Below are 22,518 nucleotides of genomic sequence, written 5' to 3'. Positions count from 1 at the left end.
TTAGGATAATTCAATTGAAATTAATATATATCTATATTTCAACCAAATAGATGTTTTCTAAATATTGGTAATATATCTATTTTAACATATTCGTTTATCTATTTTATAATCTATGTCATGATATAATAATTAAAAATTCACAAAACATAAGAGGTGTTCAAATGAAGTCGTTCACATTTTTCATGCATAATATCTATGCCATGGGCGGTACAGTTAAATCGATTTCGCAATTAGCCAACACATTAGCTGAAAAGGGGCATCCTGTTACGATTGTTTCAGTCTTTAGAGGCAAGAATCATCCCTATTTCAAATTACACAAAGATATCAAAGTACAAGTTTTAGTTGATTATCGTTTAAAACCGACTAATTTTAATGCTATTTTAGCAAATCGTATTAAAAAATATACGCCCTTGTTAAAACCTAAACGCTTATCTCAATATGAACCTGGATTAAATCAATTTTCGAGTTACGTTGAGAAAAAGATGATTAAAGCGATCAAACGTGTTTCAACCGATGTCCTAGTTGGTACAAGAGCAAGTTTTAATATCTTAATTGCTAAATATCAGAATAAAAATGTCACTACCATTGCCATGGAACATATGAATTTCAATGCACATAAACCAAAATTCCAAAATCAAATCATTAATGCTTACCGAGAAGTTAATAAAGTCACAACGCTAACTACAGCTGATCAAGCCATATATCAATCTAAACTAAAAACGCCTGTTTATGTCGTACCAAATATTGCTAATAATAAACGCATCGCTGCTCATAAGAAAAATATTATTCTTGCAGCAGGCAGATTAGAATACGAAAAAGGATTTGACCTCTTATTAGAAAGCATCAGATTGATTCAAGATGACTTAAGACATTTAAATTATGAATTACATTTATATGGTGATGGACAAGAGAAAGACCATTTAAATCAATTTATCGACCAATATCAATTACAAGATATCGTACAACTTTATCCTGCGACACCATCACTTAATCAAAAGTTAGCTCAAAGTAAAATCACTGTCATACCATCTAGAAATGAAGGATTTGGAATGGTGATATTAGAAGCAATGGCACAAGATAGCGTTGTCATTAGTTTCGATGGGAATACTGGCCCTGATTCAATCATTAAAAATGGTAAAAATGGTTACTTAGTTGCTCATGATGATACATCACAACTTGCGAAGCGTATCGATTTAACGATGCATAATGATGATGAACTACAACACATACTTCAAGAAGGACATGAGACACTTCAATCATATTCTGCAGAAGCCGTATACCACGACTTCATGAATATGTTCAATTAGCTTTCAAACCTTAAATATCTAGTACCAAAAAAACTGATTTCTCGATTATCGAGAAATCAGTTTTTAAATGCTTATTTAATTTGTTCTTACAATATCACTGATAATATAAATGTCCAAATACAAATGAAGATAAGTAATCCAACACTGTATCTTAAAGTCATTTTTAATAGTTCTGATTCTTTACCTACTTCCTTAACAGCTGCAGTTGCAATCGCAATAGATTGAGGAGAAATCAATTTCGCTGCTACGCCGCCTACTGTATTTGAAGCGACTAATAATGAACCACTTGTACCAATTTGTTGTGCTACAGATGCTTGAATAGGTGCAAATAGTGAGTTGTTATTTACAACTGAACCCGTCATGAATACCCCAATCCAACCTAGTATTGGAGATAGTAATGGGAATACATCACCTGTTTTGGCGATTCCTTGCCCCATAGCACTACTCAAACCACCATATGTTGTAATTTTAGAGATAGCTAAAATAAAGCAAATTGTTAGGATTGGTAACCATAACTCTTTAAATGTTACGCCGAATAAACGTCCTGCGTCACCAAAGCCAACTTTTTTAGACATTAATACAGTAATAATAATAGTAATTAAAATTGCTGTACCCGTTTGTCCAATAAGGTTCAATGATAAAGTAATTGGCTTATGTGCGACTTCACTAAATGTACCTGGTAAATTAAAGTTTAATACTAAGCTTGATAATTTACCTTTAGGTAAGAATAAATTTTTGAATGATGGAGAGCTCCAAATCATCACAATAATTGTTAAGATGACAAATGGACTCCACGCATATAATATTGATTTAGCACTGTGATGTTTAACTGGTTCAGGTTCTACATCTTTTTGAACCCTAAACGTATGTTTAGGTTGGAATTTTCTAGAAAATAATGCTAATGCTAACATTGATGCTAATGGTGGAATGATATCTGCTAATTCTGGTCCATTAAATACAGTTAATAAAGCTTGTAATACAGTATAAGTAATTGATACAACTAAGATTGAAGGTAACGTTTCTTTAATTCCTTTGAATCCATCAATAATAAAGATTAATAAAAACGGAATGAAGAAGTTGATAATTACTAATGTAAATACAGATGTTTGAGAAACGCCCATAGCTGATACATCACCAGGTAAATGTAAGGTATCAATGACACCAACTGGTATACCAATAGCTCCAAATGCACCTGAAGCCGCGTTTGCAACTAAGCATAACATCGCAGCTTGTAATGGTCTGAAGCCTAATTGCGCTAATAATAATGCACAAATCGCAATAGGCACCCCAAATCCTGCAGCCCCTTCTAAAAAGGCATTAAATGAGAATCCAATTAGTAACAATTGAATACGTTGGTCTTGTGAAATACTCGTAATACTGTCTTGAATCGTTGAAAACTGTCCAGATTCTAATGTAATTTTATACAGTAATACTGCCATCATAACAATATAACCAATAGGAATTATACCTTGGAAGAAACCTTCCACAACTGCGCCTGAAGCAATACCAACTGGAAGTTTAAAGAACGGAATCGCGATTAACAGTGTTACAACTAATGTTGTCACTGCCGCATAAATCCCTTTCATTTTAAAAACAGTTAAGCATAATAAAAACAGGATAATAGGGATTGCAGCAATAATGCTAGATAACACTAAGTTATCAAATGGATTGAATGAATTTACTAACATAGTTTGACTCTTCCTTTACTATAAATTTTGTTGTCTCTAGCTTGATTTATATCAAAATTAAATTATTAAATATCTATGATTGTGGCACTTCAATAAATATATCCATTTGTTACTTGTGAACTTTTTCACAATTAAAATATATCATCTTCTAGTTAAAATTACAACATTGTTTTTATAGTTTTTCTCAATTATTTTATAATATTATCAATCACTAACTCTTTTAAAATGTATACGAATATGAAAGCGATTACTTCATTAAATATAAGTGCCACATGATGTATTCATTCGACTCACGTGATAAAATAGGAAGAATAAATTTAGTCTAAAGAGGTCAACGATATGATAAAGCAAATAAATATTACTAATATGGAAAATATAGATATTCAACTCATAAAAGCTTTAGATGAAGGCTATACTCATTTTGCCCCTTATTCGAATGATATGATGATTCATCAAAAAATGCTCGAATCTGTAGAGTTAAAAAGTACTTCAATCATTGTTGATTATACAATCGATAAATCATATCTAAATGATTGTCGTTATTTTGGGCTTGAAACCATCGATTTTATAGACTGGATGAAAAATATTAATCATTATCCAAACGTGATTTTTGAAATTAAATCGGCATTGGTGCACCTAGAAAAATTCAACATTGAAACTATATTCGATTTAGCTTTAGTTACAATTTTAAAAGGCCAACTTGCTGTCGATGGACATGTCGTCTATGATTTCAAAGCACCCATGCAAACAAGCACAGAACTTTGGTTATCTATTGATAAAGATAATATAAGTAAAATCAATCAATTCTATTTAAATACGATAGCTTATGAACATCGTCAAAAAGTACCTTTTCCTAAATTCACTTTTGATGACCATAGTGACCTAAGATATTCAGATTCAGTGTTATTAAGTACTAAATTCAAATTGCCAAAATGGATGTTCAAACCATTTAAAAACCATTCATTAAAAAAGCACAGAGAAATAAGTTATATATATGATAAAGACTCATCGGTGTTGAAAGACCATGTTGTCTTTATTGGATTTGATTATGGGTATCGTGGTAATTCTAAGTATTTATTTAGCTACTTTGTTAAACGTAATCCAACTATCGAAACTTATTTTGTGACAAATGATAGACAAGGTCCACATTTTATATCACCTGATGATTCAGAGACACAAGCAATGATTGAAACAGCTAGAGTTGTGGTTACTGAAAGCTATGTACCAGATGCCATCAAACCTAATGGTACTATTATTCAACTTTGGCATGGTACACCAATTAAAAAGTTATTTTTAGATAGTCCAGAACCCAATCAAAACTTAAACATTTATAATTACAGAGCTCGTAAATATAATAAATTAGCTAAACAAGATTATTTAGTTTGTGATTCTATACTAGCTATGGATATGTTCCATTCAGCTTTTCCAACCCACTATACTGACGTATTGCCAATTGGTTATCCAAGGGTAAAATATTTAATGAATAAACTGAATGAGTCTTCATTCCATGAACAACTTAAACGTGAATTGAAATGTGATTTAAATAAACCTGTGCTATTATATGCACCGACATGGGTTTCAGATCATCATGATGATGAATTGTTACCGATCTCTGAACAATTATTAGCTAAATATAATGTCATTTTCAAAGGACACGTTGAAAGTGATGATATAGCTCGTTTACCCGAAGGCGTGATTCTACCTCAAAAAGGCATTGAAACACAGGACTTATTACTTATTTCTGATGTGGTTTTAACAGATTATTCTTCAATCATCTTTGATGCTTTAACGATAGATAAACATGTTTGTCTATACACACCGCATCATACAGAATATGTCAAAGAACGTGGTGTTTATAAAGACGTTATTAAAAGCTTATCTAATGTTTGGTATACAGATGCTGATTTGTTAACACATGATTTATTAAATAATATGATTCCTAAAAATCACAATCCATACATCAATAAGGATAATCAATCATTACAATACTTAACTCAATTAATTCAAGATGAACTAAAATAAAATTGGTTTTTATAAAAAGGCGTACCACAAATGATGAGAGTTTGTGGTACGCCTTTTTCTTACTATATCAATTCAGATGTTAATCTATTTTCCATAAGCTGGATCAACAACAACAGGTTGACCTTGACTATTTACTGTAACAATAGAATAAACACCATTTTGTTGTGGATCTTTAAAACTAAATACATAACTGTAATTACCATTGTTACCTTCTATGCCGTAGTCATTATATGTTTTATTATGATTACCATATAAATTAGCTTCTTGTTTAGCAATATTTAAGGCTGTTTGGAAGTTTGGTAGTTGTTTTAAAGCTTCTGATTGATTCACATTATCTCTTGTTAAGCTTCTAGCTACATTTGCTGCATTGGTACCATGATAAGGTGCTACATAGCCATTATTACCTTGTGTTGATTGTGTACCTTGGTTTGATGAGCCTTGGTTATTATTTGTATTATTTGGCTGCTGATCATTGTTTGTAGCACCATTATTATTTCCATTCGTATTTTGTGTTTGTTGATCTGAACTGCTTCCATTATTATTGGATGATGCTTGTTGGTTATGATCACTATCTTGGTTACTACTTGTTGAATTGTTATCGTTTGAAGCTACGTCATCATTTTTATCTTTGTTTTTATCGTCTTTATCACTCTCTTTGTCAGACGATTTATCCTTTGAATGATCATTAGATGCTTTATCCTTCTGTTCTGTTTTTGACTGATCATCTTTAGAACTATCTTTGTCCTTACTACTATCATCATTCGAACAAGCCGCTGCGCCTAATACTAAGGATAAAGCTAACAAACTCGTATACAATTTCTTCATTAATAAAACCTCCTATAGTATATTGATAAACCATTCAAACATCTTCAGCCCATTATCAATGCATTTACATCGATAATTAAAAACATAAAAAAGGGCATAATATTTAATTACTTATAAATATTATACCCTAATTTTATTAATTTTTCGTATTATTTTAATAAAGATTAACCTTCAATATCTTTATGAATTAAATCTCCAATATATTGAGATGCTGTGCCTTTATCAATTGAACAGAATCGATTATAAAATGCATCAATTTTATCTTGATAGTCATGTTGTACCTTATCTAAATCTTTAAGTTGTTTTGCTAATTCATAAGGTTCTGTGAAAATAGGACCTGGTAAATCTTTTTTATAATCCATATAGAAGCCTCGTAAACCTTTGTCATATTTATCGATATCATATGCAAAGAAGAATTGAGGACGTTTTAAAATACCGTAATCAAACATAACCGAAGAGTAATCTGTAATGAGACAATCACTCACTAAGAATAACTCTGATACATCGTTATAATTAGAAACATCCACCGCAAAGTTTTCAAATCCTGTTAAATCAATCGCATTTGAAATTAAATAATGCATACGTAAAAGAATGACATAGTCATCGCCTAATTCATGATATAAATTATCTAAGTCGATTTTCAATTCAAATAAATACTTACCTTTACTTACGAACTCGTCATCTCTCCATGTTGGCGCATACATAATAACTTTTTTATCTTCAGGAATATTTAAGTTCTTTTTAATTTCATTTTTAAAGTCTTCATCATCTGCTCTATTTACTAAAATATCATTTCTAGGATAACCAATTTCTAACATTCTAGGTTCATCCATCCAAAATGCACTTTTGAAAATTTCAGTAGAATATCTATTTGGAGAAATTAAATAATCCCATCTTGATGTTTCACGATTAAAGTTACGTTTATATTTAGGTGTCGTCGTACCTGGCATACGAACCACTTTCATATCATTCGCTAAACGTTTTAATGGTGTGCCGTGCCAAGTTTGAATATACGTTTGATTCTCTTTCTTATTTAAATATAATGGTAATCTCGCATTTGAAACCCAATGACTTGCTTCAGAATACGCTTTATAATATGCCTCTGAATTTCGTTTAACTGTTTCTGCATTACCTGGAACAACATGGTTTTTCGGATTTTTAAATGACCATACATAACGATAATTTGGATAATACTTTTGCATATATTCATAAATATATTTAGGACTATCGCTATAGTTTTTACCACCGAAAGATTCAAATACAATCGTTTCTGGCTTAACATTTTCTTCTTTATCTGTTAATTCATAAATAGATCTGTCTTTGTTCTTATTACGTAAAACAACATTTTTAACGTGTCTTAACGTTTTTCTGAATTGATTCACTTGGAATGCTTTTTCAGTATCTTCATTCATTAATAGAATCGTTTCAATTTTATTGATAAGATGTTGATGTTTAATCAAGTTCACATTTAAATAACGTGCAAGTTCAACAAGTGTTTCTTTGTGTGCAGCATATCGTTTTTTAATGTCATGATGTGTAGGATCAAAATCTCTCGCAATTTGTTGTTCTAATTTATTAATAATAAATGTTTTAGTCTCTTTATGAGTAACACGCGCCATTGCATCATAGAACATTTTGACATAATCTTCGAATAAGATGTCAAAGTCTTGTTCACTCAATGTCTTACCATCAAATGGGTCATACACTTCTCCGCGATAATAGAATGAGAAATTCGTAATTCTCATAAACTTATTAACATATTTTGAATACTCAATGACAAATGACCAGTCTGTATAAATATTTAAATCTTCATTAAATTTTAAATCATGTGCTTTGACGATAGCCGTTCTGAAAATAATGTTACATGCTGTTTGCTTTCTTAAAAATGAATTAATATTACGTTTACCATCAAAATAGTTAACTTTCACTTTGTCTAAGTCAACATATTGTGGCTTTTTAAGCATAAATGAATGTACAGGCGCAATTAACCCATCTGTATAATTAAATTTATCTAAGTAAAAAGTAATTGCATAAGAAGCTAATTCATCATCTGCGTCTAAGAACATGAAATAAGGCGTGTCTACTTCCTTCATTGCAACATTACGTGCGTGTGCATGTCCTTGGTTTTCTTCTAATTTAATGTAATTAACTTTTTTATCATAATCTTTAAGCGATTCTTTCATCAATGCTTCTGTTTGGTCTGTAGAACCATCGTTAACTATGATAACTTCAAAATCTTGAGTACGTTGTTGCTTAATACTTTCTATACAACTTTGAATATACTCCTCTGAATTATAGTAAGTGACAATAATCGTCAATGAATGCATCTTATACGTCCTTTCCAACGTTAAATCTTTTTATATTTATCTAATTATTTTAATCATAATTAAAAAATTAACGTCATCATTATATCTGACTTTGAACTGATATGCGAATAATTCAATATGTGATTTGAAATCAAATCATAGATATATACAAAATTATAATTCCTTTTCCATGATAATATCTCTATCTACAACATCACCTGTAATAAATTCATGGTGTCCTGTTTCAACAAATCCTCTTGATTCATAAAACTTAATGGCTTGGGGATTATTTTCCCATACGCCTAACCAAATTTTTGATTTCCCAAACGCTTTTGCCTTCTCAACAGCTAGTTCTATTAATTTCTTGCCTCTGCCTCCACCTTGGTGTGATTGATAAAAGTAAATACGTTGAACTTCTAAATAATCGGACCATGTGGTTCAGTTTGTGCATCATCAACATTAAATTTTGTATACCCAACAATGTCGTCATCTTCAGTAAAAAAATAATAAAATGAGAGTGGTTCTTGCAATTCTTTTTTTAAAGTCTCCATATTAAATGCACTATCAAAGTACCTTTGTAAATTATCCTCTGTATAATATGGTCCAAATGTTTCATAAAATGTATCTATCGATATTTTTTGTAATGCTTCAACTTCTTCAATACTTACTTCCCTTATTTGTTTCATGATTATATAAATCCCCCTTTAATCGTGTAGATTAACAATACTTTATCTTATTTTTTAAAAAAATTCATCTATTATTATTTATTTTCATAACCGTAGCAATAACTTTGGACTTTAAGTATCTCATATCGATTCTGAGGGTATATGGTTAAAAAATCTTTCCGAAAATCAAATTATTTATTGATAATCTTTATCAATAAGTATAAAGTTATAATTAATCAATCACACTCATAAAGGATGGAATTAAATGGAAAATTTGTTTGTATTAGGAATTACTGGACCAACTAGTCTTGTCATCATTAGTATTATCGCATTAATCATTTTTGGACCGACGAAATTACCACAATTCGGGCGTGCTATTGGATCAACGCTAAAAGAATTTAAATCCGCTGCTGAACACATGGACGACGATTCTACAGACACACCCAGTAAAGCATCAAAATCACAACGTGAACAATCAAAATAATTCAACATTATTAGACCATTTTACTGAACTACGACAACGATTAGTACGTATACTGATTGCCTTTATTGTCGCAACAGTGATAACTTATCTGACGTCACATTGGTGGGTTAAACCTTTTTTACATTATATAAAACGTTCTGATGTGACGTTGCACACATTCTCATTTACCGAAACCATACAAATTTATATTATGATTATATTTACGGTCGCACTTTGTATTATTGCACCAATGATTTTCTATCAACTATGGGCATTTATCGCACCAGGATTACATCAACATGAACGCAAATTTATCTATAAATATAGTATCTTCTGTGCAGTTCTATTTATTCTTGGCGTTATATTTGCCTTTTTTATAGGTTTTCCGTTGATTATTAATTTTTCAATTAATTTATCAGATGCACTTAGTATCGAACCAATCATAGGTTTAAAAGCTTATTTAGGAGAACTCATAAGATGGCTACTTGTCTTTGGTTTCTTATTTCAAATTCCAGTACTATTTTTGGGATTAGCACATTTTGGTTTGATCGATCCACGACAATTAGGTACATACCGAAAATATATTTATTTTGCCTGTTTTGTAGTTGCTAGTATCATTGCACCACCTGATTTAGTACTTAATTTATTATTAACATTACCTTTAATTATTTTATTTGAATTTAGTATGCTCATCGCCAAAATCACATATAAAAAGCAAAACATCTCGAACGAAGTTTAATATCTTCATTCGAGATGTTTATTTATTTCTTACGATTGTATAAAACAAACACAAGAATAAGTATGATTAATATGACTTGAGCAATAATTGTTTCAACACTTGGGTAGAAACCAATCCAACTCAATGTTGGTAATCCTTCAATACTATGCTGAGGCATATAGCCTAACAATTGTAATTTTTGAATACTTACACCTAACATTTTAAATGTCATAACAAATATTAAGATAGATAGTACTCTAAATATGAATCGTACAGGTATAAGTTTCACGATAAATCTAAATGCAAATGCGAAGATAATTAATATTATGATTGCTAATCCTATACCAAGAATAAAATCTTTTGTAGTAATACTACCAATCATTCCCATATAGAAGATAATAACTTCGACACCTTCTCGTAATACTGAAATTAATCCAATTGTACCTAGTAATATTAAATTACCGTTACTCATCGCATTGTTATACATGTTCTGAATCATTTCATTCCAACGTTGAGCATTTGATCTTCGATGCATCCAAATACCAACAACATACATTAACACCACTGCTACGATACCTAAAATAGCTTCCATACCTTCTCTTACGACGCCATTATTACCAATCGTATAGATAAAGGTAATACCTAGTCCAATACTTAAAATAAGACCTAATAAGGCACCGCCCACTACACTAGACGTTCCTTTAACATCCTTAACTTTACGTGTCATCGTTGTTAAGGTCATGATAATTAATAATACCTCGATACCTTCACGTAGGAAAATAATCATGACATCTACAAATGAATACTCACCTTGTCCGACCGTATCTTTGATTTCTGAATTTAATTCTTGTAACCCTTTTTTCACACGGTCTTTATTAGAATAATCTAAAATACTTTGATAGTAAGGAATTTTATCTTCTATTTTAGTATATAAACTACTGTTTTTAGTTTGAATTTTACCTTCGACATATGGCCAGATTTTAACAAATTGCGATAATGATGCATCTGCTTTGTCTAAATCATTGTCATTGATACCAGCAATTGCTTTATCTAATTCTTCATTAAGTTGAGTAACTTTATACTTATCTGAGTCTGAATCTGACTGCTTCTGATCAACTGTATCAATACTGTCCTTAAACGTTGACCATGCTGATTTAACTTTGTCGGTATCTAGTGGTTCTTTTTGAATGGCAACTCTTAATTGCATTAAATTAACTTCAATTTGGCCATATTTACCATCATCATAATTTCTAATGACTGTTTCATTACTCGTCCATATCGAATTTAAATCATTATTTAATGATTGTAGTTCTGTATGATTTTTATCTTTGATGGCTTTTTTCATTGGTGCGTCTTTAGCATCAACTGCTTGTTGTAATCCCTTAATCTTTCCTGAAGCATCTTTAGAAGATTGTTGGTTTTCATAAGCAATAAGTGCTTTAGTCAGTTCACCAAGTTTGTCCGCTTTAGCATCGTCTGATGAAGCATTCTCCACTTCTTTCAACTTGCTATTAACTTGTTTGCCTTCTTTGCTATCATTAATCTTTAAAGCTTTAATTTCTTTTTTAACGTCTTTTAATGCTTTGGCTTTATCAGATTGGCTTTTATCTTTGTCTGCAATTGTCGATTTGGCATCAGTAATCGCAACATATGTTTCGCTCATTGAAGCAGATTCGGCATGTGCAGGTGTAAATTTAAAAATAGTTAGGCCAATCATGAATATCACTACTATTTTAATTAAATAGTGTTTCACCTAGGTAGCCTCCCTTTTGTACGCCTGGCAATACGATAAATGTAGCAGTACCTCTATGCGTAATATATTCATTCAACTTGTCTTTATGACCTAGATGATTCTGTATATCAATAAATTGTTGTGGAGATTTTTGGAAACAGATAAATAATAATCCTGTTTCTAAATTACCTGTTTTCTCGTTAGTACCCGCAGTATAATTATACGCACGTCTTTTAATTGAAGTTTTCGCTTCTCTTGCCAATCGTGCATGGGCGTCTTCTGGAATGACATATTCTCCTGTACTATCCTTAGCTTTTAGATCCAACTCATCAAATTCTTTTTTACCTGTTAGCGGTGCACCTGAGCTTCTTTTTCTACCGAAAGTAGCTTCTTGTTCTTCTAATGCAGTACGATCCCATGTTTCGATGTGAATTTGAATGCGTCGAATAATACAATATGTGCCATTTTTAGCCCAACCGTCATTAATAAACACATAATCTTTGTATTCATTCGTCTTACGCGGATTAACTGTACCATCCTTAAATGCCATTAGATTTCTTGGTGTTTCTTTACCTTTGACTGATACAAATCCGTTTTGTGACCATTTTACTTTGACTAAATCTCTAAACGGACGAATTAAGTTATGTACAGCATGAAATGTCACTTGCTCATCATTAGAACAAGCTTGAATCATGATGTCACCATCGCTATAGTCTTCGTCGATTTGATCATTTGGAAAATGTGGTAAATCTTTATAATCTTTTCGTATTTTGTCAGAAAGACCTAGCTTTTTCATAAATGATTTACTCACACCAAATGTTAAAGTCAATTTACTAGCGCCTAAACCAATTGCTTCGCCAGTATCAACGGGTGGTAATAAAGGATTCTTACTATCCTTTTCTACTGCATCGCCGTCAGTCATATTTGCCGCCATTTTAGTCCATTGTTTAAACATATCCTTAATGGCGCTTTTATCTTTAGATTTAAGTTCTAACGATACAAAATTACATGTTTTTTGCGTTGGTGTTGTTATGCCTGCTTGTACTTTGCCATAAAATTCATATGCATCTTTTTCTTCATCTTCTGGCGTATCAAACATTGACTTAAATGAAAATACACTTCCCGCTCCACTTGCGCCAATGACAACGCCAGCTCCACCAATACCCATCATTTTTAAAAATGAACGTCTTGAAACAGATGACGATGATTGATTATCTATTTTACTCATTCTGTAACCACAGCCATCTTACTTAGTGGTTCTCCTAAAGAATTGACTGCATCTGAAAGTGCTTTTCTATCTTTCTTAGTTACCTCGCTATAAGATTTGTACCCATCACCATCTTTATATTTATCAAGTAATTCATTAACTTTGTCAAAGTTCTTTTGAATATCGGCACTCAATTTTTTATCTTTTTTCTCTAATGTTGGTTTGAATAGTTCATAAATCTTTTGTGCGCCTTCGATATTAGCTTTGAAGTCATATAAATCTGTGTGAGAATAGATTTCTTCTTCACCAGTAATTTTAGACGTTGATACTTCATTTAATAAGTCTACTGATCCCTGTAACATTAACTTAGGTGTAATATCTAAAGTATCTGCCTTAGCGTGTAGCTCTTTAGCATCTTTTAATAATTGTTGTGCATCTTTCTTAGTTGTATCGTCTATTGTGTTATCTTGATATAATTGTTTCTCTATTTTATGTTAACCAGACCATTCTTTTTCTTTCTTTTCTTCTTTCATATCTGCTAAACGTGCATCAATTTTTGGATCTAAATCGCCAAATGCTTCTGCAACAGGCTCTGAACGTTCATAATACATACGTACTTTAGGATATAATTCTTTCGCTTTATCCATATCATTATTGTCAATCGCATCTACAAACTGTTGAGTACCTTTTAAGAATTCATCTAATTGTTTATCAGTATATTTTTCATATTTTTTAGTAGCTTCTTTTAATTCAGCTTTGTTTTCACTATTATTACTACTCTTACTAGAATTATCTTTACCACTATCACTGTTATTGCCACATGCTGCTAAAAGTAAAGACGACGTTAATAAAATTACTGGTAATTTCTTCATTCCTACACCTCTTCTAAATTTTTCACGTTGATTTGTCGCACTAAATATACAGAATATTTTTATCTATGTAATATCAATTGATAATCATTATCAAAATAATTATATGGGTCTATTTTAAATGTGTCAACAACAATTCTTTTCAATTTTTATGAGACAGTTTTTTTAACATTTTAATTTCTAAAACTTTATGCAATTTCACTTCATTTTATATTAAAATAACTATGGCATTATTTTGCTAAACATAAATAAGGAAAGTAGTAATCATTTTAATAAGTAGGTTTACAATTTATAATGAAGGTCAATAATATTGAAGGAGTGACATGTTTTGACAGATAAATTTAAAGCTTATGTCGTAGATAGAGATGATGAAGGAAAGGTCTCTGCAGATTTTAAGCAAATAACTATAGATGATTTACCTGAAGGGGATGTGCTTATCAAGGTACATTACTCTAGTATTAACTATAAAGATGCATTAGCTACCCAAGATCGAAATGCAATTGTTAAACAATATCCAATGGTACCAGGTATTGATTTATCGGGTGAAATTGTAGAATCTAATGCCCCAGGTCATTATGTTGGGGATAAAGTTATTGTGACAAGTTATGATTTAGGTGTGAGTCAATTCGGTGGATTCAGTGAATATGCTCGTGTAAAGAGTGAATGGATTATCGATTTACCTGAAGAATTAACTTTAGAAGAAGCTATGATTTATGGTACTGCTGGTTACACAGCTGGTTTAGCTATTGAGCGATTAGAAACAGAAGGATTAACAATAGAAAAGGATAATGTATTAGTTAGAGGTGCCTCTGGTGGTGTTGGTATGTTATCAGTCCTAATGTTAGATAAATTAGGTTATGGTGTTGTTGCTAGTACTGGACGTAAAGATGCAACTGACAAATTGAAAACATTAGGTGCTAAGGAAGTTATTGATCGTTTACCTGAATATGATGGTAAAGCATTAGGTTCAAGAACTTGGCAGGCTGCTATAGATCCAGTTGGTGGCGAAAACTTAGCTAATATCGTCAATAAGCTTGATAATAATGGTAGTATAGCCGTTATTGGAATGACTGGCGGCACTCAATTCGAAAGTTCTGTCTTTCCACTTATTCTAAGAGGTATCAGTATATTAGGTGTTGATTCTGTCTTCACGCCAATTAAACTACGCAAACTCGTATGGCGTCGTCTTGCTAAAGATTTAAAACCAAAACAATTACATGATATTAAAGATGTCATTGCATTTGATGACTTACCAAATGGTATTGAACGCGTAATGAATCACCAACACATGGGTCGAATCGTTATCGATTTTGGCATTAATTAAACTAATAATTGTATTACAACTAAAAGGAGTCCTCGTTACATTGGCGAGGACCTCTTTTTACTATATTTAAAATAAAATATACATTCCAGTTGAATGTGGTTCTGTAGATTGAAAACCAAATTTTTCATACAATTTATCAGCGGGATAATCCGCCATTAAACTTACATAAGTACCTTTCACTGCATTATCATAAACGTATTGCATAATGTGTTCCATAATTGTACGACCATACCCTTGTCCTTGATAATCTGGATGGACAGCAATATCCACAATTTGAAGTGCTGTTCCTCCATCTCCAACGATTCTACCCATACCTATTAATGACGAATCATGATATAAAGTGACATTAAAACAAGCATTAGGTAGTCCTCTTTGAGCCGCTTCGATGGACTTCGCACTTAATCCAGCATCTATTCTTAATTTTAAATAATCTTCTACAGATGGTGCTAAATGTTTAATATCTACCATTATGACTCCCCCAGATTTTTCTTCTATAATAAATATTGATTGATAATGTCTTTATTAGACTCTTTGAAAATATCATTATGACTGGAAACATAGCCTTCCGTTGGAGCATCTGGTTGAATATACGTTTTAGCAAGATTGGCCGCGTTACCTGCATCACTAAAAGCACTCGCAATCAGGTGAACCTTTGCCTCGTGATGTACAATGTCACCACACGCAAAGATACCTGGAATATTAGTAGTTGTATTTCCAAAACCTTTAACACGATATTCATCGTATAGTTCAAATTGCGATGTACAATCCTTTAATAACGGATTTTCATGATCAAAGCCATGGCTAATAATGACGTCATCAAATGAAGCTATTGAAATATCACCATTCTCTACATTTTCTAATTTAACTTGGTGAATATACTTATCTTCTTCGTTACCTATTAATTCACTAATTTGTGTATGTGGTATCAATGTTACATTTAAATCCTCTAGGACTTTAGTCATTGCTTCATATCCAGACACTTCTGGTTTTCTAAAAATAACTGTCACACTGTTCGCAATTTGAGCAATATCACGTGCCCAATCCAATGCAGTGTTGCCACCACCAGAAATAAGAACATCTTTCCCTTTGAATCTAGCAAATGATTGCACGACATAATGTAAGTTCGTCAGTTGATATCTTTCTGCCCCTTTGATATTTAATGGTTTGGGATTTATAATACCCCCACCGATTGCAAAAATGACTGATTTAGAATGAAAGATGTGACCTTTTTCAGTTTCAACTTCAAAATGTCTTTCAGCCTTTTTTCTTATATCTATGACACGTTCATTTAAATTCACTTTAGGATTAAAATGTAACCCTTGTTGAATCATATCTTCTATAACTTGATAACATGGTTTCGGTGCTACACCACCTATATCCCATATGATTTTTTCTGGGTAAACTTGCATCTTTCCACCTAATTTATCTTGAACGTCTATGATTCTCACAGACATCCCTCTTAAACCTGAGTAAAAGCTTGCAAATAAACCTGCTGGACCGCCACCTATAATTGTAACGTCTTCCATTTTGCTTCCCCCTAAAATAACACTGTAAATAACATATATTTATACTTTAACTGAAAATTATTATCATTTAATACTTTTTCATTATACTACACGACCTATGACATATGAAGCAAATCACTTCATAAAAAAACTCGTGAGTATGTGCACTCACGAGTTCATTTTAATCTCTGGGTTCTTTAATGATAGCTTGTCTTAATAAGAAAAACAGTATTAATAATGCGGCTAACATAGCCGTATGTCCCATACCTGCAAAACCAGGGAAAGATGCTGGAACAGTTTTACCAATGACTTGATATGTACCTTTGATCGTCATCATACCAATTGTAACTAATACACCAATATGGTAAATCACGAAAAACCAATTAAATAAATAATAACTACTTAATTTAAAGACCTTTTCTAAAGGTAGCAATAATAAAAACATGAACATACCTAAAATTAATGTATGTGTATGGACTAATGATAATTGTGTATCACCCGTAAAATGATGAGCTTTAGTCAATTCTCTATAATAAAAACCACTAAATAACCCAATAATCATATAAATTAAAAATGAGTATAATAATCTGCGCATGATGTTTCCTCCCTCACATCTATATTATAGAACATATTTATCATTATGAAAGTGACAATACAACAACATCATTATTATTTTAAAATTTTAGTTATATTAAAAGAGGTAGAGAATTAACGTTGAAATATGTCGCTATGTCATTTAGCGATACTTCAATGGTTAAATAACTCTACCTCTAATTGAAATGATTATTTACGTGATTTCTTAAAAATCGCAATTAATGAAAGTAAAATTGCGACAATAGATACTATCCATAATGCAATCGTACTACCGCTTGTAGTTGATGATTGATCACTATGTGAACCACTTGGATTAGCACCTTTTTTCACAGTAGTAATTGGTGCAGGATGTTCACTATCTTCTTTTCCATCCCATTTAACGACGTCACCGTTATCATACGTTTGAACAGCTTTCCATTTAAAACTGCCTTCTTTGTCAGGATTAGCGGCTACAATTGGAAATTCTATAAATTCATTTGGACCTATACCTTTTCCAGTTGCTTTCCATGTTACTTTTGTGATGTTTCCTTTTTTATCTTTTTCAAAAGAATGCTTGAACCCATCAACCGGTGCTACATTTTCAAGATTCACACCTTTGGGTACTGTTAACTCTACTTTAACTGTGTTGTCATTCTGTTCTACAGGAACACGTACGTCATATTTATCATATGATTTAGGTTCACTCTCATTAGGATTTAAAGTGACATGTGCATCTGCCACTTTAAACAATCCTAATGCAAAAAATAAAATAAAACTCATTGATATTAATTTTTTAAACATAATATTGCTCCTTAACCTGGAATATTAATTTGACTCATCATAACACCTATAAAAATAAGTATGATTCCTATTACCAATTCTGTAATCAATGTCATGCGGTTGACTTGTTGACGTTTACCAAGTGCTTTTGAAGTTTGATAAAATCCTAATGCCATCATAAGTATTGTACCTATGATTTTAACTAACATTAATGTTGTCCATGTTTGCATATTTGACCAAATCGCCAAAATATTGGTTTCATCAATTGCCATTAGCACGCCTGAAATGATAATCATCGTTACCGCAATCACATTTACTTTAAATAGCATTGAGCGGACTGTCTTCATTTGATCTAATGACTTCTTAATCATTGCATACCATACGAGATATACAAGTGCGCCTAACCAAAGCGTCATACCTGCTATATGTATCGTCCTAATCAAAATGGACCAAATCGGAAATGTTTGTGACCACGCATGACCAGACATCGCTATTGTTAAAATCATTACAAATGATACGAGTACATACCATATGCGATCCATATTTCTAATTATGATTAACGCATATAATAATATCATTGCAATTGAGCTTAAAATAAATGGAAATTGCATTAAAACATCAATATTAAGCGACAAAATATCATCTACTACGTCAGAAGTTAATGTCATCATGTAAAGCAATAATGCCATTACATATGACATCATCAACATAAATGCAATACCAAACTGTTTTGGAAATGGTTCAAACGATTTCAGTTGCTTTCGTATAGCGATACGATTCAACCAAAAGAAACCAACTAATACAATCGTAGCGCCTTCTGCAATATATCGCATAACACCAAACCAGAAACTTGGTTCTTCATAAAAAGCATTAGATGTATCTATATCTTTCGCAGTGACTTTACCAACTGAAAATTCAAATTGGTCTCCAACTTCATGTCCATCGGCCGAGATGGCTTGCCATTTAATTGTATGTGTACCTTTGCCGACTTTGTCAGTTGAAAATGCTAACGTTTTAGACCATCCAGATGTCAATGGTTTCACTTTGCCTAATTCTTTTCCTTTATCATTGTATAAGGTGATATTGGAGTACTTAGAGTTAACAGGTTCATTGAACTCTAATTCAATTTCATCAGGCATGTGTTTCACAACACCATCTTGTTTAGGATTCGTCTTTTCCAAAGTTGCATGAGCTGAAGCCTCATTCATCAGAGATGGCATCAACGAAAGAAAACAAATCATTATTAAAGCAATAACGATTTTTGGGTACCTTTTAATATGTACCATCGAATCCCCCTATCTTTATTACTTCAACTTTCTGTCCACGTTACATCATAACGATTACCAGTACCATTCACAATAATATTAAAAATTGTTCACGAATTAGACAAAAAGGAGATCGGGACAAAAGCGTTTAGAATTTGAGCAGAACCGAACGATGATAAAGAACTACTTCCTTATTCATAGGTTAGTAGTTCTTACAAACTCAATAGTTGAGTTTGTTCATTTGGATTGTTTTCCAAATTTTGTCGAATCGTGAGCGTATGCCCAACTTGCATTGTTTGCAGAAATTGGAATACCAATTTCTCTATGTTGGGTCCCTTCTGCCGATAATCCTGCTTTTGGGACGCCGTTAATCGGTTTCCCAGAAGCACAAAAACGTTATGTCTCATCCTCCAATTGAACACTAATGATTATTCTTCTAATAAGGCTTCTTTATCAACAGTTAGTTTATTTCTTAATAAATAAACGATTAACATTGCTGCTAAAGCACATAATGTCTCAGCAATTAATAATGACCATACTACACCAGTTAGACCGAACAAACTATTCATAACGAATAAGACTGGAATAATGACTGTTCCTTGTAAAATAGCCATTATCGTTGCACCACGTCCTTGTCCAGTTGCTTGTAACATACCAGTAAATAAAAATCCAATACCATTTAATAGTAATGATGTCATTGTAACTTGTAGCATAAATGTTGCTAGACTAACAATGTGTGGATCAGTACTAAATAATTGAATAATTTGGTGTCCAAAGATGAACACAACTACCATACTTACTGCAAAGATTGCAAAAATAGATACTATAACTGCTTTAACTGTATCTTTCATTCTTGATTTATTAGCAACAAAGTTATAAGCAATTAATGGTACAACCCCTTCACTTAACCCCATAATAATTAATTCTGGGAATTGTACTAATCTAAATTGAATACCATAACTAGCAATCGCATAGTTACCATAAGTAGCTAAGAATAAGTTCAATACTAATCCAGTTACACCCATAAGTACTACCATTAAGAAAGCAGGAATACCAATTTTGAAAATTTCTGCCATCATTTCTTTTGTAGGTTTGGCAAATTTAATATTTACAGATAAAGAATCAATTTTTTTCATAAAATAAATGATAAAGAAGACCGCAGCTACTAAGTTTGAAATTGCTGTTCCTAAAGCTGCTCCAACTACATTTAAATCAAATCCAAAAATTAATATTGGATCTAAAATCATATTTAATACAACACTTGCTAACATACCAGCCATTGATACAAATGGTGCACCAACAGCACGTGCAAATTGTTCTAAAATAAAGAATACAATAACAAATGGTGCACTTAAGAACATAATTCTTAAATATTCACTTGTGAAATGAATGGTTTCACCATGTGCTCCTAATATTTGAGCAATTTGATCTGTAAATGGTATTGTAATTAATGCAATAATAATACCAAATAGTAATCCACCATATATTGAGAAACTACTTACATATTTGCTTTTACTATAATCTTTGGCACCCAATAGTCGTGAAATATACGTTCCACCACCAACTCCAAATAAATTACCAAATCCCATCAAAGCTGCAAAGATTGGCAATGTTAATGAGATAGCTGAAATCATATGACTATCATCTAAAAATCCTATGAAATATACATTTAAAATCCCATAAATTACACTTAATAAACTTCCTATCATCATTGGCAATGAGAAATGCATCATTGCTTTAAAGATTGGTGCTTTTTCAAAAAAATACAATTGTTCGTCTTTCATTATTCTTACTCCCTTTTTCGTTAGATGACTAACAGTTAGATTTCTAACTATATATTGAAAAATAATGTGGTTATTATCAATAGCAATAACCACGCATTATTCTAAGTTTTTCATCATCTGTTCTAAATATTCTTTTAATTTTATTTTATCTTCTTCGGCAAAATTTAAAATCATTCGCTCTTCAATTTCATCAAAGACCTTTGTAAATGACTCGACTAACGTTATACCTTCATCAGTTAGTTTTAAAATTTTACTTCGTGTATCTTTTGGATTTACCTTTCGATATACTAAATCTCTCTTTTCGAGATTTTTTAATATACTACTAACTGTTGAGCCTTTTCTATCGAACGTCTTCATGATGTCCTTTTGTGAAATGCCCTTTTCTTGATGTCGATAAATGTAACCTAATGTATGACTCTGTTCTTGAGTAATTCCAAAATCATCTAACCTTCGATCCGCATAGTTTTTCATTTGGTGCGCTAAGCTTCTTAATAAAAATTGATACGTTAATTCCATTGCTTCACCTCATTTAGTTAGATATCTAAGTAATATAATAACACGCTTTTTCAAATTTACAACCGATATATTAAAGTTCTAATTTTCTGATTATTAAAGAGGTAAATAGATCTATGCATAATAAAAAAGCTAACTCAAAAATGAGTTAGCTTTATAAATCTACATTACTATTATAATGCAGTGTAACCACCATCAACAGTGATAACTGATCCTGTAACGAATGATGATGCATCTGAAGCTAAGTATAGCGCAGCACCTTGTAATTCTTCAGGAACACCTGGACGTTTCATTGGTGTCATGTTCATCCAAGTATCAATCATGTCGCCACCTTTAGCGAAATAATCTTTAGTTAATTCTGTTTTCATGTATCCTGGTGCAATAGTGTTTACACGGATATTATGTTTAGCCCATTCGTTAGCTAAACTTTTAGTTAACATGATGACAGCTGCTTTAGAGGTATTATATGCTGCTTGTGGTTGTGGTGTGTTAACAATAACACCTGACATTGAAGATGTATTGACGATAACACCACTTTGTTGTTTACGGAATACTTCTCCTACTGCGTTAGTTACTAATACCATACTATTTAAGTTAACGTCCATCGTTTTTTTCCAACGTTCGTATGGCATATCTTCAAAATCAACATGTTCATTAATTCCTGCATTGTTAAATAAAATATCAATATGGCCAAAAGTATCCATTGTTTCTTTTACCATAGCGTTAACTTGATCAATATTTGTAACATCTACTTCACAAGCAATAGCTTTGTTACCTGTTTCTTCTTCGAATTCTTTAGCTGTTTGTTGACCAACTTCTAAATTCATATCAGCAATCACAAGATTGGCACCCGCTTCAGCTAATGCTTTCCCCATGGCTTTACCTAAACCAGACGCACCTCCTGTAACAATCGCAACTTTATTCTCTAATTTAAATTTATCTAATACTGACATTCAATCCATCTCCTTATGT

The 22,518-nt window shown here is 31.8% G+C and carries 18 protein-coding genes and 2 pseudogenes; 5 read left to right on the top strand and 15 right to left on the bottom strand.

Going from position 1 to position 22,518, the window contains the following annotated elements; genetic code table 11:
• Positions 1–161 precede the first annotated feature (161 nt).
• Complete coding sequence (locus tag LPC11_RS02735; protein ID WP_023373826.1) at positions 162–1,307, top strand: glycosyltransferase family 4 protein; 1,146 nt, start codon at positions 162–164, stop codon at positions 1,305–1,307.
• An 86-nt stretch (positions 1,308–1,393) separates the two neighbouring features.
• Here LPC11_RS02735 and LPC11_RS02730 read toward each other — a convergent pair whose 3' ends face one another.
• Positions 1,394–2,995, bottom strand: a complete 1,602-nt coding sequence (locus LPC11_RS02730) for an L-lactate permease (RefSeq protein ID WP_002467374.1) — start codon at positions 2,993–2,995, stop codon at positions 1,394–1,396.
• A 339-nt stretch (positions 2,996–3,334) separates the two neighbouring features.
• Between LPC11_RS02730 and LPC11_RS02725 the strand changes: the two genes are divergently transcribed.
• The gene (locus LPC11_RS02725) at positions 3,335–5,017 is read left to right on the top strand and encodes a CDP-glycerol--poly(glycerophosphate) glycerophosphotransferase (RefSeq protein ID WP_023373830.1); all 1,683 of its coding nucleotides are present in this window, start codon (positions 3,335–3,337) and stop codon (positions 5,015–5,017) included.
• An 84-nt stretch (positions 5,018–5,101) separates the two neighbouring features.
• On the opposite strand, the gene LPC11_RS02720 is transcribed toward LPC11_RS02725, so the two are convergent.
• The 3 genes and pseudogenes from LPC11_RS02720 to LPC11_RS02710 form a co-directional block, all read right to left on the bottom strand.
• Positions 5,102–5,842: a TpgX protein gene (locus LPC11_RS02720; protein WP_231307338.1), complete on the bottom strand. Its 741-nt coding sequence runs from the start codon at positions 5,840–5,842 to the stop codon at positions 5,102–5,104.
• A 164-nt stretch (positions 5,843–6,006) separates the two neighbouring features.
• Complete coding sequence (locus tag LPC11_RS02715; RefSeq protein WP_023373834.1) at positions 6,007–8,169, bottom strand: bifunctional glycosyltransferase/CDP-glycerol:glycerophosphate glycerophosphotransferase; 2,163 nt, start codon at positions 8,167–8,169, stop codon at positions 6,007–6,009.
• A 153-nt stretch (positions 8,170–8,322) separates the two neighbouring features.
• Positions 8,323–8,834 (bottom strand): annotated as a pseudogene (locus LPC11_RS02710) (GNAT family N-acetyltransferase).
• A gap of 244 nt (positions 8,835–9,078) precedes the next feature.
• On the opposite strand from LPC11_RS02710, the gene tatA reads away from it, so the two are divergent.
• Together tatA and tatC are read left to right on the top strand one after the other, a co-directional pair.
• Positions 9,079–9,297 carry a twin-arginine translocase TatA/TatE family subunit gene (tatA, locus tag LPC11_RS02705; RefSeq protein WP_002452415.1) on the top strand — a complete coding sequence of 73 codons (219 nt, stop codon included), beginning with the start codon at positions 9,079–9,081 and terminating at the stop codon, positions 9,295–9,297.
• Positions 9,281–10,015 (top strand): twin-arginine translocase subunit TatC, encoded by a 735-nt coding sequence (tatC, locus tag LPC11_RS02700; RefSeq protein ID WP_023373838.1) that lies wholly within the window; start codon positions 9,281–9,283, stop codon positions 10,013–10,015. Before tatA ends, tatC begins: the two co-directional genes overlap by 17 nt.
• A gap of 22 nt (positions 10,016–10,037) precedes the next feature.
• Here the strand turns inward: tatC and LPC11_RS02695 are convergent, their stop codons facing one another.
• The 3 genes and pseudogenes from LPC11_RS02695 to efeO all read right to left on the bottom strand — a co-directional run bounded on the left by LPC11_RS02695 (position 10,038) and on the right by efeO (position 13,805).
• A complete protein-coding gene (locus LPC11_RS02695) occupies positions 10,038–11,747 on the bottom strand; it encodes an FTR1 family protein (RefSeq protein ID WP_041613682.1) in 1,710 nt (569 codons plus the stop codon).
• The gene (gene efeB, locus LPC11_RS02690; RefSeq protein WP_023373842.1) at positions 11,728–12,954 is read right to left on the bottom strand and encodes an iron uptake transporter deferrochelatase/peroxidase subunit; all 1,227 of its coding nucleotides are present in this window, start codon (positions 12,952–12,954) and stop codon (positions 11,728–11,730) included. The genes LPC11_RS02695 and efeB overlap by 20 nt, the downstream gene beginning before the upstream one ends.
• Positions 12,951–13,805: pseudogene (efeO, locus tag LPC11_RS02685) on the bottom strand (iron uptake system protein EfeO). Before efeO ends, efeB begins: the two are co-directional and overlap by 4 nt.
• 325 nt (positions 13,806–14,130) lie before the next feature.
• On the opposite strand from efeO, the gene LPC11_RS02680 reads away from it, so the two are divergent.
• The gene (locus tag LPC11_RS02680) at positions 14,131–15,126 is read left to right on the top strand and encodes an acrylyl-CoA reductase family protein (protein WP_231307337.1); all 996 of its coding nucleotides are present in this window, start codon (positions 14,131–14,133) and stop codon (positions 15,124–15,126) included.
• Between the two features lie 66 nt (positions 15,127–15,192).
• On the opposite strand, the gene LPC11_RS02675 is transcribed toward LPC11_RS02680, so the two are convergent.
• The 8 genes from LPC11_RS02675 to LPC11_RS02640 all read right to left on the bottom strand — a co-directional run bounded on the left by LPC11_RS02675 (position 15,193) and on the right by LPC11_RS02640 (position 22,499).
• On the bottom strand, positions 15,193–15,594 hold the full coding sequence (locus LPC11_RS02675; protein WP_023373846.1) for a GNAT family N-acetyltransferase: 402 nt from the start codon (positions 15,592–15,594) through the stop codon (positions 15,193–15,195).
• A gap of 23 nt (positions 15,595–15,617) precedes the next feature.
• Positions 15,618–16,652, bottom strand: a complete 1,035-nt coding sequence (locus tag LPC11_RS02670) for an NAD(P)/FAD-dependent oxidoreductase (protein ID WP_023373848.1) — start codon at positions 16,650–16,652, stop codon at positions 15,618–15,620.
• A 160-nt stretch (positions 16,653–16,812) separates the two neighbouring features.
• Positions 16,813–17,226 carry a DUF2871 domain-containing protein gene (locus LPC11_RS02665; protein ID WP_023373849.1) on the bottom strand — a complete coding sequence of 138 codons (414 nt, stop codon included), beginning with the start codon at positions 17,224–17,226 and terminating at the stop codon, positions 16,813–16,815.
• A 188-nt stretch (positions 17,227–17,414) separates the two neighbouring features.
• A complete protein-coding gene (locus tag LPC11_RS02660) occupies positions 17,415–18,005 on the bottom strand; it encodes a YcnI family protein (protein ID WP_002467380.1) in 591 nt (196 codons plus the stop codon).
• 11 nt (positions 18,006–18,016) lie between these two features.
• Complete coding sequence (locus tag LPC11_RS02655; protein WP_023373851.1) at positions 18,017–19,270, bottom strand: copper resistance CopC/CopD family protein; 1,254 nt, start codon at positions 19,268–19,270, stop codon at positions 18,017–18,019.
• Positions 19,271–19,677: 407 nt separating this feature from the next.
• Entirely contained in the window at positions 19,678–21,033 is a 1,356-nt protein-coding gene (locus tag LPC11_RS02650; protein WP_002467488.1) for an MATE family efflux transporter, read from the bottom strand.
• Between the two features lie 96 nt (positions 21,034–21,129).
• Positions 21,130–21,549, bottom strand: a complete 420-nt coding sequence (locus tag LPC11_RS02645; protein WP_231307336.1) for a MarR family winged helix-turn-helix transcriptional regulator — start codon at positions 21,547–21,549, stop codon at positions 21,130–21,132.
• A gap of 170 nt (positions 21,550–21,719) precedes the next feature.
• The gene (locus LPC11_RS02640) at positions 21,720–22,499 is read right to left on the bottom strand and encodes an SDR family NAD(P)-dependent oxidoreductase (protein ID WP_023373853.1); all 780 of its coding nucleotides are present in this window, start codon (positions 22,497–22,499) and stop codon (positions 21,720–21,722) included.
• Between the last annotated feature and the right edge of the window lie 19 nt (positions 22,500–22,518).

Source organism: Staphylococcus sp. HL28 (assembly GCF_021117155.1).
In the GTDB taxonomy this organism is placed as follows: domain Bacteria; phylum Bacillota; class Bacilli; order Staphylococcales; family Staphylococcaceae; genus Staphylococcus; species Staphylococcus warneri.
Note: the sequence above shows the minus strand (reverse complement) of the source record. Positions and strands in the feature narration are given on the sequence as shown.

Coding starts and splice junctions, on each gene's coding strand:
- LPC11_RS02735 (WP_023373826.1), top strand. CDS start 162: ATGAAGTCGTTCACATTTTTCATGCATAATATCTATGCCATGGGCGGT.
- LPC11_RS02730 (WP_002467374.1), bottom strand. CDS start 2,995: ATGTTAGTAAATTCATTCAATCCATTTGATAACTTAGTGTTATCTAGC.
- LPC11_RS02725 (WP_023373830.1), top strand. CDS start 3,335: ATGATAAAGCAAATAAATATTACTAATATGGAAAATATAGATATTCAA.
- LPC11_RS02720 (WP_231307338.1), bottom strand. CDS start 5,842: ATGAAGAAATTGTATACGAGTTTGTTAGCTTTATCCTTAGTATTAGGC.
- LPC11_RS02715 (WP_023373834.1), bottom strand. CDS start 8,169: ATGCATTCATTGACGATTATTGTCACTTACTATAATTCAGAGGAGTAT.
- tatA (WP_002452415.1), top strand. CDS start 9,079: ATGGAAAATTTGTTTGTATTAGGAATTACTGGACCAACTAGTCTTGTC.
- efeB (WP_023373842.1), bottom strand. CDS start 12,954: ATGAGTAAAATAGATAATCAATCATCGTCATCTGTTTCAAGACGTTCA.
- LPC11_RS02675 (WP_023373846.1), bottom strand. CDS start 15,594: ATGGTAGATATTAAACATTTAGCACCATCTGTAGAAGATTATTTAAAA.
- LPC11_RS02670 (WP_023373848.1), bottom strand. CDS start 16,652: ATGGAAGACGTTACAATTATAGGTGGCGGTCCAGCAGGTTTATTTGCA.
- LPC11_RS02665 (WP_023373849.1), bottom strand. CDS start 17,226: ATGCGCAGATTATTATACTCATTTTTAATTTATATGATTATTGGGTTA.
- LPC11_RS02660 (WP_002467380.1), bottom strand. CDS start 18,005: ATGTTTAAAAAATTAATATCAATGAGTTTTATTTTATTTTTTGCATTA.
- LPC11_RS02655 (WP_023373851.1), bottom strand. CDS start 19,270: ATGGTACATATTAAAAGGTACCCAAAAATCGTTATTGCTTTAATAATG.
- LPC11_RS02650 (WP_002467488.1), bottom strand. CDS start 21,033: ATGAAAGACGAACAATTGTATTTTTTTGAAAAAGCACCAATCTTTAAA.
- LPC11_RS02645 (WP_231307336.1), bottom strand. CDS start 21,549: ATGGAATTAACGTATCAATTTTTATTAAGAAGCTTAGCGCACCAAATG.
- LPC11_RS02640 (WP_023373853.1), bottom strand. CDS start 22,499: ATGTCAGTATTAGATAAATTTAAATTAGAGAATAAAGTTGCGATTGTT.